Origin of the sequence: Actinophytocola oryzae (genome assembly GCF_004364325.1) — a bacterium.
GTDB lineage: Bacteria > Actinomycetota > Actinomycetes > Mycobacteriales > Pseudonocardiaceae > Actinophytocola > Actinophytocola oryzae.
Genome location: NZ_SOCP01000003.1, coordinates 573,162 through 587,359, shown reverse-complemented (window position 1 = coordinate 587,359; position 14,198 = coordinate 573,162). Strand labels below are relative to the sequence as shown.

Annotated in this window: 10 protein-coding genes; 7 read left to right on the top strand and 3 right to left on the bottom strand. The window is 69.9% G+C overall.

Annotated features, from left to right (window positions below):
• The first annotated feature begins 2 nt into the window (after nucleotides 1-2).
• From CLV71_RS10060 to CLV71_RS10050, 3 genes are all read left to right on the top strand, one after another.
• Complete coding sequence (locus CLV71_RS10060) at nucleotides 3-1,970, top strand: acetyl/propionyl/methylcrotonyl-CoA carboxylase subunit alpha (RefSeq protein ID WP_133902365.1); 1,968 nt, start codon at nucleotides 3-5, stop codon at nucleotides 1,968-1,970.
• The gene (locus CLV71_RS10055; protein WP_133902364.1) at nucleotides 1,967-3,127 is read left to right on the top strand and encodes an acyl-CoA dehydrogenase family protein; all 1,161 of its coding nucleotides are present in this window, start codon (nucleotides 1,967-1,969) and stop codon (nucleotides 3,125-3,127) included. The genes CLV71_RS10060 and CLV71_RS10055 overlap by 4 nt, the downstream gene beginning before the upstream one ends.
• Nucleotides 3,128-3,216: 89 nt before the next feature.
• Nucleotides 3,217-3,828, top strand: a complete 612-nt coding sequence (locus tag CLV71_RS10050) for a TetR/AcrR family transcriptional regulator (protein WP_133902567.1) — start codon at nucleotides 3,217-3,219, stop codon at nucleotides 3,826-3,828.
• Here the strand turns inward: CLV71_RS10050 and CLV71_RS10045 are convergent.
• Nucleotides 3,818-5,995, bottom strand: coding sequence for a helicase domain-containing protein (locus CLV71_RS10045; RefSeq protein ID WP_133902363.1), 2,178 nt, complete (start codon nucleotides 5,993-5,995; stop codon nucleotides 3,818-3,820). The genes CLV71_RS10050 and CLV71_RS10045 overlap by 11 nt on opposite strands.
• A gap of 296 nt (nucleotides 5,996-6,291) precedes the next feature.
• On the opposite strand from CLV71_RS10045, the gene CLV71_RS10040 reads away from it, so the two are divergent.
• Both CLV71_RS10040 and CLV71_RS10035 read left to right on the top strand, forming a co-directional pair.
• Nucleotides 6,292-7,143, top strand: coding sequence for an alpha/beta hydrolase (locus tag CLV71_RS10040; protein WP_243866333.1), 852 nt, complete (start codon nucleotides 6,292-6,294; stop codon nucleotides 7,141-7,143).
• 30 nt (nucleotides 7,144-7,173) lie between these two features.
• Nucleotides 7,174-7,869 (top strand): NAD(P)H-dependent oxidoreductase, encoded by a 696-nt coding sequence (locus CLV71_RS10035; RefSeq protein WP_133902361.1) that lies wholly within the window; start codon nucleotides 7,174-7,176, stop codon nucleotides 7,867-7,869.
• Here the strand turns inward: CLV71_RS10035 and CLV71_RS10030 are convergent.
• Both CLV71_RS10030 and CLV71_RS10025 read right to left on the bottom strand, forming a co-directional pair.
• A complete protein-coding gene (locus tag CLV71_RS10030; RefSeq protein WP_133902360.1) occupies nucleotides 7,866-9,278 on the bottom strand; it encodes a cytochrome P450 in 1,413 nt (470 codons plus the stop codon). The two genes, CLV71_RS10035 and CLV71_RS10030, sit on opposite strands and share 4 nt — an antisense overlap.
• A gap of 2 nt (nucleotides 9,279-9,280) precedes the next feature.
• Nucleotides 9,281-10,459 (bottom strand): TetR/AcrR family transcriptional regulator, encoded by a 1,179-nt coding sequence (locus CLV71_RS10025; RefSeq protein WP_243866331.1) that lies wholly within the window; start codon nucleotides 10,457-10,459, stop codon nucleotides 9,281-9,283.
• Between the two features lie 254 nt (nucleotides 10,460-10,713).
• Here CLV71_RS10025 and CLV71_RS10020 point away from each other — a divergent pair, with 254 nt between their 5' ends.
• Nucleotides 10,714-11,928 carry an acetyl-CoA C-acetyltransferase gene (locus tag CLV71_RS10020; protein WP_133902358.1) on the top strand — a complete coding sequence of 405 codons (1,215 nt, stop codon included), beginning with the start codon at nucleotides 10,714-10,716 and terminating at the stop codon, nucleotides 11,926-11,928.
• A gap of 51 nt (nucleotides 11,929-11,979) precedes the next feature.
• The gene (locus CLV71_RS10015; protein WP_133902357.1) at nucleotides 11,980-14,166 is read left to right on the top strand and encodes a 3-hydroxyacyl-CoA dehydrogenase NAD-binding domain-containing protein; all 2,187 of its coding nucleotides are present in this window, start codon (nucleotides 11,980-11,982) and stop codon (nucleotides 14,164-14,166) included.
• Nucleotides 14,167-14,198 lie beyond the last annotated feature (32 nt).

Sequence of the window (14,198 nt, the reverse complement as noted above, 5' to 3'; positions counted from 1 at the left end):
CGATGATCACCACGCTGCTCGTCGCGAACCGGGGCGAGATCGCCCGGCGCGTGTTCCGGACCTGCCGCACGCTCGGCATCGCGACCGTGGCCGTGTACTCCGACGCGGATGCCGACGTACCCCACGTCCGCGAGGCCGACGCGGCCGTGCGCCTGCCGGGTGCCTCGCCTGCCGACACCTACCTCCGGGCCGACCTGATCGTCGACGCGGCCCGGGTGTCCGGTGCCGACGCCGTGCACCCCGGCTACGGCTTCCTGTCGGAGAACGCGGAGTTCGCCCGCGCGGTCGTCAAGGCGGGGCTGACGTGGGTCGGGCCGCCGCCGGAGGCCATCGACCAGATGGGCTCCAAGATCGAGTCCAAGCGCCTGATGGCCGAGGCGGGCGTGCCGGTCCTCACCGGACTGGACCCGGAGTCCCTCTCCGACAAGGACCTCCCGGTGCTGGTCAAGGCGTCGGCGGGTGGTGGGGGCCGCGGCATGCGTGTCGTGAACTCCCTCGACGACCTCTCCGCGCGGCTGGCGGACGCCCGCGCGGAGGCCGCGTCCGCGTTCGGCGACGACACGGTGTTCGTCGAGCCCTACCTCGCGACCGGGCGCCACATCGAGGTCCAGGTCATGTGCGACCAGCACGGCACGGTCTGGGCGGTCGGCGAACGCGAGTGCTCGATCCAGCGCAGGCACCAGAAGATCATCGAGGAGTCGCCGTCCCCGCTGGTCGAGCGGATCCCCGGGATGCGCGAGGAACTGTTCGGCGCGGCCCGCGCCGCGGCCAGGGCGATCGCCTACGTCGGCGCCGGCACGGTGGAGTTCCTCGCCGACGACGCCGGCCGGTTCTACTTCCTGGAGATGAACACCCGGCTGCAGGTCGAGCACCCGGTCACCGAGTGCGTCACCGGTCTCGACCTCGTCGGGCTGCAGCTGGGCGTCGCGGAAGGCCGTCCGCTGCCCGCGGACCCGCCGCCTGCGCAGGGGCACGCGATCGAGGTCCGGCTCTACGCCGAGGACCCCGCCGCGGACTGGCGCCCGCACAGCGGCACACTGCACCGCTTCGAGGTGCCGAACGTCGCCACGACGTTCGCCGTCCCACTCGGTGCCGGCATCCGGCTCGACTCCGGTGTGGACAGTGGGACGGTCGTGAGCCCGCACTACGACCCGATGCTGGCCAAGGTGATCTCCGTGGCACCGAGCAGGGACGTGGCCGCGCGTGCACTCGCGTCGACGCTGACCCGGGCGAAGGTCCACGGCGTCACGACGAACCGCGACCTGCTGGTGAACGTTCTCACCCATCCCGCGTTCCTGGCCGGTGACACGGACACCGCGTTCTTCGACCGCCACGGGCTGGCCGAACTCGCGACCCCACTGGCCACACCGGACACCGTCCGGCTCGCCGCACTGGCCGCCGCACTCGCCGACGGCGCCGCGAACCGGGCCGGTGCGCGGGTCCTCGGCAGGATGCCCAGCGGCTGGCGCAACGTTGTCGCCGCACCGCAACGCAAACGCTTCCTCGTGGGCGACACCGAACACGACATCACCTACCGGCTCGGCAGGGACGGTCTGGTGGGCCACGACGGCGTGCGCGTCGTCGAGGTAAGGCCGGACGAGGTGGTGCTGGACGTGGACGGGCTGCTGCGGCGGTTCGACGTCTCGCGGTACCAGGGAGTCTCGTACGTGAGCACGGCGACGGGCTCGGTCGCGTTGACCGAGGTCCCCCGGTTCGCCGACCCGGCCACCCAGGTCGCGGCGGGTTCACTTCTCGCACCCATGCCGGGCACGGTCGTGCGGGTCGCGGTCGCGGCGGGGGACCGGGTCGTCAAGGGCCAGCCGCTGCTGTGGTTGGAGGCCATGAAGATGCAGCACCAGATCGACGCGCCTGCCGACGGCGTGGTCACCGAGCTGGGTGTCGGCGCGGGTGACCAGGTCGAGGTCGGGCGGGTGCTGGCCGTCGTGAGCGCAGAGGAGGAGCAACAATGACCGGGTTCACCGAGTCCGAGGAGCGGCAGGCGTTGCGGTCGGCGGTCGCCGACCTCGGCAGGCGCTACGGCGGCGAGTGGTTCCTGCGCAAGGCACGCGGCGGGGAGAAGTCCGCGGAGCTGTGGGACGAGGCGGGCAAGCTCGGCTACCTCGGCGTGAACGTGCCCGAGGAGTACGGCGGCGGTGGCGGCAACATCGGTGACCTCGCCGCGGTGGCGGAGGAACTCGCCGCGGCGGGCTGTGGCCTGCTGCTCATGGTCGTGTCACCGGCCATCTGCGCGACGATCATCAGCCGCTTCGGCACTGCCGACCAGAAGCAGGGCTGGCTGCCCCGCTTCGCCGACGGCTCGCTGCGCATGGCGTTCGCGATCACCGAGCCGGACGCGGGTTCCAACTCGCACGAGATCACCACGACCGCGCGCCGCGACGGCGACGAGTGGATTCTCAACGGCCGCAAGGTGTTCATCTCCGGCGTGGACGAGGCCGCCGCGGTCATGGTGGTGGGCCGCTCGGAGGACGCGCGGACCGGCAAGCTGCGGCCCGCGCTGTTCATCGTGCCGACCGACGCGCCGGGTTTCGAGTGGCAGCCCATCGAGATGGACATCGTGTCGCCGGACAAGCAGTTCATGCTGTTCCTCGACGACGTGCGCCTGCCGGCCGACGCGCTGGTCGGCTCGCAGGACGCCGCGCTGCCCGCGCTGTTCGCGGGCCTGAACCCGGAACGCATCATGGCCGCGTCCTTCGCGATCGGCATGGGCCGCTACGCGCTGGGCAAGGGTGTCGAGTACGCGAAGACCAGGACGGTGTGGAACGCGCCCATCGGCGCGCACCAGGGCGTCGCGCACCCGTTGGCGGAGGCCAGGATCCAGCTGGAGCTGGCGAAGGTCATGACCCAGAAGGCCGCCGCGCTCTACGACTCCGGCGACGACGTCGGTGCGGGCGAGGCCGCGAACATGGCGAAGTTCGCGGCGGCGGAGGCGTCCATCAAGGCAGTGGACACCGCGGTGCAGGTCCACGGCGGGAACGGCATGACCGCCGAGTACGGCCTCGGCGCGCTCGTCGCCGCCGCCCGTGTGAACAGGATCGCGCCGGTCAGCCGGGAGATGATCCTCAACTACGTCGCGCAGAACAGCCTCGGTCTGCCGAAGTCCTACTAGTGCCGCGTCCAATGCACTGAAGGCGTCCTTCAGTGCGGCCAGCGTCAGGAAGGAGTCCTTCAGTGCGTTTTGGTGGCCGGAGCACCGAGATCCTTCGCGAGCCGCAGCAGGACCGCAGCCGTGCGACCCGGCAGCGGCTCCTGGAGGCGGCCATCGAGTGCATAGCCGAGCAGGGCTTCGCGGGCAGCACGGTCGCGGTGGTCGCCGAGCGGGCGGGCGTCTCGCGTGGCGCGGCCCAGCACCACTTCCCGACGAGGGAGGACCTGGTCACCTCGGCGGTCGAGTACGTGTCGGCGCAGCGGCTCGCGGTGCTGCGCTCCCACGCCGTCGACCTGCCGGTGGGCCTGGCACGCACCCGCGAGGTCGTGACGCTGATCGGCCGCATGTACACGAGCCCGCTGTTCCGCGCGGCCATCAACGTGTGGGTGGCGGCGTCGTCGGACGAACGGCTGCGTGAGCGGGTGATCGGCCTGGAGGCCCAGGTCGGCCGCGAGTCGCACCGCGTGGTGGTCGAGCTGCTGGGTGCGGACGAGTCGAGGCCGGGAGTCCGCGAGGCCGTCCAGGCCACCCTCGACCTGGGTCGCGGCCTCGGCCTCGCGAACCTCCTCAGCGACGACGGCCGCCGCAGACGCCGCGTGCTCGACCAGTGGGCCGCGATGCTGGCCGAGACACTCGCCGACGGGGACCGACCTACGGCGTGACGTCGTCCAGCAGCAGCAGGCAGTCGGGCAGCGGCCTGGTGTGCACGACGCCGAGCCGTTGCGTGGCACGGGTGAGCGCCACGTACAGGTCCGCCGCGCCTGCCTGCCCGGTCATGATCTCGACCGGCTCGACGATGATCACGCCGTCGAACTCGAGGCCCTTGGTGGCCCTCGGCGGCAGGAGCAGCGCGTCCACGTTGAGCGTCGAGCCGTCCGGCGCGATGACCGCGACCGTGCCCTCGCCGATCTCCTCCTCCATGCGCGCGACCATCTCGGTCACGGTCCGCGCCAGGTTCTCGTCTGTCGTGTGGCGCGACCACGGGTGAACTCCCGTCGACCGCACGGACTTCGGCGGCTGCACCGCGGAGTCCATGGTGGACAGTAGGGAGGACGCGACGTCCATGATCTCGGCGGGCATGCGGTAGTTGATCGTCAGCTGCCGGTAGGTCCACCGCCTCGGCACGTACTCGTCGAGCATCGCGGCCCACGACCGGGCGCCCGCGGGCGACTCACGCTGGGCGAGGTCGCCGACGATCGTCATGGAACGGCTGGGGCAGCGGCGCATCAGCGCCCGCCAGTCCATCTCGGACAGTTCCTGCGCCTCGTCGACCACCACGTGGCCGTAGGTCCACTCCCGGTCGGCGGCGGCGCGTTCCGCGAGTGAACGGTGGTCGCGTTCCTCCTGGCGCTCGGCCAGCTGGGTCGGATCGAGGATGTCGACGGCACGCAGCAGCTCGCCGTCGGGGTCCTCCTCGGTGTCGAGGATGTCGAGCACGCCCCTGGCGTAGGCCTCCTGCTCGCGTTGCGTCTGCTCGGCCTCCTCGTCGGACTCGTACGCGCCGAGCAGCTCCGCGGCCTCGTCGAGCAGTGGCACGTCGGAGACGGTCCACGCGTCACCACGCTCGCGGTGGAACGACGGTGGGGCGCCGATCGCCTTGAGCCGCTCCTCGGAGGTGTAGAGGTCGGCGAGCAGCCGCCGGGGCGACAGCCGCGGCCACAGCAGCTCGACGGCCGCCTCGAGCGCCTCGCTGGAGATCAGCTCGCGGCGGACGTCCGCGGCAAGGTCGCCGGCCAGGTCGGGTGTCTCGCGTGCGTTGAGCCAGCCCTGGCCGATCCGGTCGACGGCCTGTTCCGCCAGCGCGAGGATCAACGCGTCACGGAAGATCTCCTGGGCGCGGTTGTGCAGGCGGCCGGCCGTCCGCGCCCGCTCGCGTGCCTTGCCCGCGACGAACTCGTCCAGCTCGACGGTGACGTCGTCCAGCTCGATCTCGATGGGCGTCAGGGGCAGCTCCTGCCGGTTGGCGACGGCCGCCTGGATGAGGTCGACCATCGCGAGGCTGCCCTTGACCTCGCGGTCCGGGTCGGGTGTTCGGGTCTTGACGTCCGGGAGAAGCTCGCCAGGAGTGGCGAACACCACGTCGGTCTCGCCGAGGGAGGGCAGCACGCCGCCGATGTAGCGGAGGAATCCCGTGTTGGGCCCGATGATGAGGACGCCACGGCGGGACATGCGCTCACGGTGCGTGTAGAGCAGGTAGGCGACCCGGTGCAGGGCGACGACCGTCTTGCCGGTGCCGGGACCGCCGTCGATGACCACGACGCCGGTGCGTCCGAGCCGGATGATCTCGTCCTGCTCGGCCTGGATCGTGGCGACGATGTCACCCATCGTGTCCGACCGGGGTGCGTTGAGAGCGGCGAGCAGCACCTCGTCACTGTCCGCGACTCCGTGCGCGAGAACGTCGTCGTGAAATGACAGAATACGCCGCCCACGGGTACGGAAATGGCGCCGACGGGTGACCCCTTCCGGATTGGCGGCGGTGGCCACGTAAAATGGCCGGGCTACCGGGGCGCGCCAGTCGGTGAGCAGGGGTTCGTAGTCGTTGTCCTCGTCGAAGAGCCCAATTCGGCCGATGTAGGTGGTGGCGGGATTGCCGTCGGCGTGGTCGAGCCTGCCGAAGCAGAGCCCGTTGTCGGCGACCCGCAGGAGGCCGATGCGCCTGGACAGCGTGGTCGCGGCCACATCTCGTTCCCAGAGGGCCTCTGTGGTCTCCGCCGAGCTGTCGATCAGGACCCCGTCGAGCCGGGTGGTGGCGGTCGATCGTTCTGTGTCCAGCCGGGAGTAGAGGAATGCGATGTGGTCGCGTTCCGCCCGCAATTCTGAACCGTACATGTCCTTTGACAAACCCACCCCGATCCGCTACAATCTCAAACATTCCCTCAAGTCCCGCGATCAACACTGTCCTAATCCGGGATTTGCTCGATCATAGAGTATGACTCAGTCCTCTGTGATTTGCCAAATGTCCTTCGGAGCGTTACCAGGCGTGGCCGGCGAAGTTGACTCCGGTATCGTCGACACCCACGACGGCGCTGATCGCTTCCGCGCCGGGGACCCGCAACCAGGCGACGCTCAACTCGTGTCCGCAACCGGCCGGGGAGCCGGTGCGTCCATGGCATATGGGGAAACTCTTGTCTCGACGTGCCGTCCTGGTCGGCGGGCTCGGGGTGGTGGCCGCTGCCGGGGCGGGGGCGTTGGCCGACGTCCTGCCAGGCGGGGCTCGGCTGAGAGGGATTCTCGGGTTGAACGGGCCCGACGGGCGCATACCCGACGCGCCGCCCGGCCCCGTTCAGGTCGATCGGGTGCGGTCAGCCGCCCGAGGGCGTGACGTCGACCTCATCGTCATGCGGCCGGCCGGTGCGCCCTCCGACCTGCCCGTCTGTCTCGCCCTGCACGGGCGGGGCGCCGGAGCCAACTCGTTCCTCGACCTGGGGGTCCCCCACTTCCTCACAGCCGCCGCGCAGGAGGGCACCTCGCCGTTCGCCATGGTCGCTGTCGACGGTGGGGACTCGTACTTCGTCGCACGGAACGCAGGGGACGATCCCCTGCGGATGCTCCTCGACGAGGTTCCCGACTGGCTCGACCGCCTGGGACTTCCCGCGCCCGCCGCCGGGTTCGGGATCTCCATGGGGGCCTTCGGCACCCTGCGGCTGGCTCGGGAGACCGATCTCCGCGCGGTCGCCGTCGTGGGGCCGGCACTGTTCCAGACCTGGTCAGACGCCAAGAGACGCGACGTCTTCCGGGACGAGCAGCAGTGGGCGGCCAACGAACCCCTGCGGCACACCAAGGACATTCTCCCTGTGCCCCTCGGGGTTTGGTGCGGGAACGACGATCCCTTCGCTTCCGCCGCCGAAGAACTCGTCGAGCGCGCGTCGCCAGAGGTCGTGGCCTTCGGACCCGGCGGGCACGAGGAGAACTACTTCCTGCGCGTCATGCCCGAAGTGCTCCGGTTCGTCGGGCGGCGGATCTCGCGGGCGGCTTAGAACCCGCACTGGGCGGGTATCCCCTCCGCCATGCGAGTTCTGTGGATCTACGCGCATCCGGATCCCCGGTCACTCGACGGGGCCCTGCGGGACCGGGGCGTGGCCGTCCTGCGGGAGCACGGGCACGAGGTCCGTGAGTCCGACCTCTACGCGATGAACTGGGACCCCGTCGTCCGCCACGGGAACCGCGACCACGATCCCCGCGCGCGGCGCCACGCGCTCGAGGGCGGCTCACCGCGCGCCGACATCTGTGCCGAGCACGACAAGGTCAGCTGGGCCGACACGCTCGTCGTGCAGTTCCCCCTGTGGTGGTTCGGGATGCCGGCCATCCTCAAGGGATGGTTCGACCGGTTGTCCGCCCAGGGCGTCGACAACCCGGAGGCCCGGCGGTGCGGGCTCGCGGGCAAGCGGGCCATGGTCGTCACCACCCTCGGGGCGAACGCCGTCGCCACCGGGTCCCGCGGCAGACACGGGGGGCTCGACGAGGTGCTGTTCTCCCTCACCCACGGCACGCTCTTCTGCTCCGGGATGGCCGTCGTCGCACCGTTCGTGGTCACCGGGTCCGTCTCGCTGTCCATCGAGGAGTACGCCGACGCGACCAAGCGGCTGGCCGAGCGGCTCGTGTCGCTGCCCGCGACCGAGACCGTCCCCTTCCGCGGCCAGGACGGCGGGCGCCACGAGACCGCCGGCACCGTGCACAGCGGAGACGCCGACGCACGTCGTTAGCGGCGTCTGATGCCGATCGGCAGGCCGTCCTTCGGCATCGGCAGCGCCGTCGGGTCCCACTGGACGCGGTAGTCCGCCGGGACGGTCCACTCGAAGCGGCGGACCAGCTCGTGGACGATGGTCTTCACCTCGTAGGTCCCGAAGTGCATGCCGATGCACTTGTGCACCCCGCCGCCGAAGGGCAGGTACGCGAAGCGGTGTGACTTGTCCTCCCTGCGTTCCGCCGAGAAACGCAGTGGGTCGAAGCGGTGGGGGTCCGTCCAGTACTCCGGCAGCAGGTGGTTCAGCCACGCCAGCGTCGTCACGTAGACACCCTCGGGCAGGTGGTGACCCAGCAGCTCGGTCTCCTTCACCGTCTTGCGGACCGTCCACGGGACCGGCGGCACGAGGCGCATCGACTCCTTCAGCACCAGGTCCAGTGTCGGCAGCTCGTTCAGCAACGGCACGGTCAGCGGTTCGTCGCCCAGCGCCAGCGACTCGGCGCGGACCCTGTCCTGCCACTCCGGGTTCTTGCCGAGGTAGTACACCAGCGCGGACGTCGCGATGGTCGACGTGTCGTGCGCGGCCATCATCAGGAAGATCATGTGGTTCACGACGTCGTCGTCGGAGAACATCTCGCCTTCGTCGGTGCGCGCGTGGCACAGGGCGGCGAACAGGTCGTCGGAGTCCGACGTGCGCTTGGCGGGCACGCCGCGGCGGAAGTAGTCCTCCAGCACCTTGCGGCCCTGCAGCCCCGCCGCCCAGCGACCGCCGGGGACCGGCACCCGCATCAGCGACGTGCCGGCCCTGACCGTGGCCACGAACGCCTTGTTCAGCCGGTCCGACTGGCTCCCGCCGAGCGACGACGCCATGAAGACCTTGGTCGCCACGTCCAGCGTCAGCTGCTTCAGCGCCGGGTAGACCGGGAAGCCGTCACGCGGCGCCCACCGCGACACGCTCGACCCGACCACGTCGCCGACCTGCGCCATGTACCCGGACAGGCGCTCGGACGTGAACGCCAGCTGCATGATCCGCCGGTGGTGGAGGTGCTCCTCGAAGTCCAGCAGCATCAGGCCCCTGGTGAAGAACGGGCCGATGAAGTACTCCCAGCCCTGCTGCGAGTACGCCTTGTCCCGGTTGGCGAACACCTCCTGCGTGGCGTCCGGCCCCGACGCCGACACCATCTTCACGCCGAACGCGCTCAGCCACGACACGGGGCCGTGCGTGCTGTACCGCCTCGCCCCGTAGTTCATGCCGAGCCGCAGCATCTCCACGCCGTGTCCGAGCAGCGGCAGCCCCGGGTCGCCCGAGACCGGCTTCAGGCCGGGCGGCGGAGTGGACAGGTTCCTCCGCCGCCACTCCCTGTCCATCAGCCACCGGTCGAACGCGTTCTCCTCCACCTCGAACGGAGCCCGAAGATCGGTGGGCATGGCTACCTCCCGGCGTTGAGCACGGCTACGGCCAACTCGATCAGCTCGGCCGCGATCCTCGGCCTGTTCAGCAGCCGGGGCGTGCGGGCGAGGTCGTTCACGATCGTCAGTGCCGCGTGCACGACGACCTTCGCCTCCTGGTCGGTCAGCTCGGACTCGGCACGCAGCTGGCGGATCCACTCGGCCACGTACGCCCGCTGCAGGCGGACCAGCTCCTTGCGGTCCCGCTCCGGCAGGTTCCCCAGCTCGGTGACGAAGTTCGCCATGATGTTGTCCGAGCGCAGCACCGTGTCGACGTACGACTCGGCCAGCGACCGCAGCGCCTCGCGCGGCGGCAGCGACAGCGCCTTCTCGGCGTCCTGCGTCAGCCGGTCGGCCATCCGGTACCCGCCTGCCACGAGGATCGCCGCCTTGCCGGGGAAGTACCGGTAGATGCTCGGCCCGGCCATGCCGGCCATTGCGCCGATGTCCTCCATGCTCACCGCCGCGTAGCCGCGCTCCCGGAACAGCGTCAACGCGGCCGTCAGCAGCTCCTCCCTGCGGGAACCCGCCACCCCGGGCTGCGGCTGCCTGCCCGGCAGTTTCCCGGCGGGCGGGTCGGGCACCGAGAGGTCGCTCGCCTGCCACGACGTGACAGCGGTCGCGAGCCGGGTGAGCAGCTCCTCGAACCGGCGCCGGGGCGGGCTCACGTGGTGCACCGACACGCTCCCGTACACCGACAGTGTCGCCCAGCCGAGCAGCTCGGCGTCGGCCGGGGACAGGTCCGGGCGCACGTCGCACAGCGCGATGGCCCACTGCGTGATCAGCTCCGTGCCCCGGTGGCGGATCTTGGTCCGGTCCTCGCGGGCGAGGTGACGGCCCTCCCAGCGCCACAGGGCGGTGATCTCCCTGCGGTCCACGGCCAGCGCCGCGACCGCGCGCAGCAGGGCGTTCAGCTGGTCGGCCGGCGTGCCGGGAGTGGCGAGGGCCCGCTCCGTGACCAGGCCGAACGTGTCCATGCCCGACAGCAGCACATGCGCGAGGATGTCCTGTTTGCCCTGGAAGTGCCGGTAGACGGCAGGGCCCGTCACGCCCGCGGCCTTCGCGATGTCGTTCACGCCGACCTGGTGGTACCCGTGTTTGCGGAACAGCTCTGCTGCCGCGTCGGCCAGCTGCGCCTTGCGGTTGCGTGGTCGCCTCACAGGCGGCCGGGAAGTCTCCGCCACGGTGGGTTCCTCCAAATGGGCCATCGCCGGCCAAAGCTAGCGAATGCCCGCTCTGTTGACAACGTGCCAACTCGGCTCGACAAGTTAACACCCATTAGCCGGATGACCGCCACCTCGGCCTCGCGGTGGCTGGGGCGCGAGTCACACCCCCAAAGAGGTACACCACGTTGACAACCACGGATCCGGTGCCAACATGTTAATCAGCATTAGCACTCGAGAGGACCCCTAGCGTGGCTACCGAAGCTTTCGTCTACGACGCGATCCGCACCCCGCGCGGCCGGGGCAAGAAGACCGGGTCGCTACATGGCACCAAGCCGATCTCGCTCGTCGTCGGCCTGATCGACGAGCTCCGCAAGCGCAACCCCACGCTGGACGTGGACCGGGTCTCCGATCTGCTGCTCGGCGTGGTCACCCCCATCGGTGACCAGGGCAGCGACATCGCGAAGACCGCCGCCATCGCGGCCGGGCTGTCGGACACGGTCGGGGGCGTGCAGCTCAACCGCTTCTGCGCCTCGGGGCTCGAGGCCGTGAACATCGCGGCCCAGAAGGTCGCCTCCGGCTGGGACGAGGTCGTCATCGGCGGCGGTGTCGAGTCGATGTCGCGCGTCGGCATGGGCACCGACGGCGGCGCATGGGCCATGGACCCCGCCACCGCCTACGACACCTACTTCGTGCCGCAGGGCATCGGCGCCGACCTGATCGCGACGATCGAGGGCTTCTCCCGCGAGGACGTCGACGCCTACGCGGTCCGCAGCCAGCAGCTCGCGGCCAAGGCCACGAGCAACGGCTACTTCGCGAACTCGATCATCCCGGTGGTCGACCAGAACGGCCTCACGGTGCTGGACAACGACGAGCACATGCGCCCCGAGTCCACTGTGGAGAGCCTGGGCAAGCTGCCGCCGTCGTTCGCCGCGGTCGGTGAGGTGGGTGGCTTCGACGCGGTGGCGCTGCAGAAGTACCACTACGTCGAGAAGATCAACCACGTGCACCACGCCGGCAACTCCTCCGGCATCGTCGACGGCGCCGCGCTGGTGCTCGTCGGCTCGGAACAGGCGGGCAAGGACATGGGCCTCACGCCGCGCGCCCGCATCGTCGCCACCGCCACCTCCGGCGCCGACTCGACGATCATGCTCACCGGCCCGATCCCGGCCACGGAGAAGCTGCTCGCGAAGACCGGCCTCTCGGTCGAGGACGTCGACCTGTTCGAGCTGAACGAGGCGTTCGCGTCGGTCGTGCTGAACTACCAGAAGAAGCTCCACATCCCGGACGAGAAGCTCAACGTGAACGGCGGTGCCATCGCCATGGGCCACCCGCTCGGCGCGACCGGGGCGATGATCCTCGGCACGATGGTCGACGAGCTGGAGCGCCGCCAGGCCCGCCGGGCCGTGGTCACCCTCTGCATCGGCGGCGGCATGGGCGTCGCGACCCTCATCGAGCGCATGTGAGACCTGCTTGCAGGGTCTCACCGACAAGCACCGAAGGAACCGGATACCTCAATGACTGAGACCATTCGCTGGGATAAGGACGCCGACGGCATCGTCGTCCTGACGATGGACGACCCGAACCAGTCGGCCAACACGATGAACCGCGACTACGCGGCGTCGATGGAGGCCACCGTCGCGAGGCTCGAGTCCGAGAAGGACAGCATCACCGGTGTGGTGATCACCTCTGCGAAGAAGACGTTCTTCGCGGGCGGCGACCTCAAGGACATGATCGAGGCCAAAGCGGACCAGGCCAAGGCGGGCTTCGACTTCATCACCGGAATCAAGGCGCAGCTGCGCAGGCTGGAGACGCTCGGCAGGCCGGTCGTGGCGGCCATCAACGGCGCCGCGCTCGGCGGCGGCCTGGAGATCGCGCTTGCCACCCACCACCGGATCGCCGCGGACGTCAAGGGCTCCCAGATCGGCCTGCCCGAGGTGACGCTCGGCCTGCTGCCGGGTGGCGGCGGCGTCACGCGCACCGTGCGGCTGCTGGGCATCCAGAACGCGCTGCTGTCGGTGCTGCTGCAGGGACAGCGCCACAAGCCGGCGCAGGCCAAGGAGATCGGCCTCGTGCACGAGCTGGTGTCCACTGTGGACGAGCTGCTGCCGAAGGCCAAGGAGTGGATCAGGGCCAACCCCGAGGCCGCCCAGCCGTGGGACGTCAAGGGCTACAAGATCCCCGGCGGCTCCCCGTCGCACCCGGCGTTCGCGGCCAACCTGCCCGCGTTCCCCGCGAACCTGCGCAAGCAGCTCAAGGGCGCGAACATGCCCGCGCCGAAGGCGATCCTGGCCGCCGCGATCGAGGGCGCGCAGGTCGACATCGACACCGCGCTCACGATCGAGTCCCGGTACCTGGTCGAGCTACTGTCCGGCCAGGTCGCGAAGAACATGATCAAGGCGTTCTTCTTCGACCTGCAGCACATCAACTCCGGCGGCTCGCGGCCGGAGGGCTACGAGAAGTTCACCGCCCGGAAGGTGGGTGTGCTGGGCGCGGGCATGATGGGCGCGGGCATCGCGTACGTCTGCGCGCGGGGCGGCATGGAGGTCGTCCTCAAGGACGTCTCCCTTGCCGCGGCGGAGAAGGGCAAGGACTACTCGGTCAAGCTCTTCGAGAAGGCCGTGTCGCGAGGCAAGGTCACGCGTGAGAAGGCCGACGAGACCCTGGCCCGCATCGCGCCGACCGAGAAGCCCGACGACCTGGCGGGCTGCGACCTCGTGATCGAGGCCGTGTTCGAGAGCCAGGACCTCAAGCACAAGGTGTTCGCGGAGATCGAGAACGTGGTCGACGCGGACGCCGTGCTCGGCTCCAACACCTCGACGCTGCCGATCACCGGCCTGGCGGAGGGCGTGAAGCGGCAGGAGGACTTCATCGGCCTGCACTTCTTCTCGCCGGTCGACAAGATGCCGCTGCTGGAGATCATCGTCGGCGAGAAGACCTCCGACGCGACGCTGGCCAAGGCGTTCGACGTGGCCCAGCAGATCAAGAAGACGCCGATCGTCGTCAACGACTCACGCGGCTTCTTCACCTCGCGCGTGATCGGCACGTTCATCAACGAGGCCGTCGCGATGGTCGCCGAGGGCGTCAACCCGGCGTCGGTGGAGCAGGCGGGTTCGCAGGCGGGCTACCCGGCGCCGCCGCTGCAGCTGCTCGACGAGCTGACGCTCACGCTGCCGCAGAAGATTCGCAAGGAGACCCAGGCGGCGGTTCTTGCCGCGGGCGGCACGTGGGACGCGCACGCGTCGGAGCCGCTCATGGACCGGATGGTCGAGGAGTTCGACCGCAAGGGCAAGTCGTCGGGCGCGGGCTTCTACGAGTACGCGGACGGCAAGCGCGTCGGGCTGTGGAAGGGCCTCTATGAGAACTTCGGCCGGAGGCCGACCAATGACAACAGCACCAAGGACGGCCACGAGATCCCGTTCGAGGACATGAAGGAGCGCATGCTCTTCGCGGAGGCGCTCGAGACCGTCAAGTGCTTCGACGAGGGCGTGCTCCGCTCGGTGCCGGACGCCAACATCGGCTCGATCATGGGTATTGGTTTCCCGCCGTGGACCGGTGGCGTGATCCAGTACATCAACGGCTACGAGGGCGGTGTCGCGGGCTTCGTGGCGCGGGCCCGCCAACTCGCCGAGCGCTACGGCGACCACTTCCAGCCACCCGCCTCACTCGTCGAGAAGGCCGAGAAGGGCGAGATCTTCGAGTAGACCCCTCAGTGCCGCCGCACCGAATCCCGTGG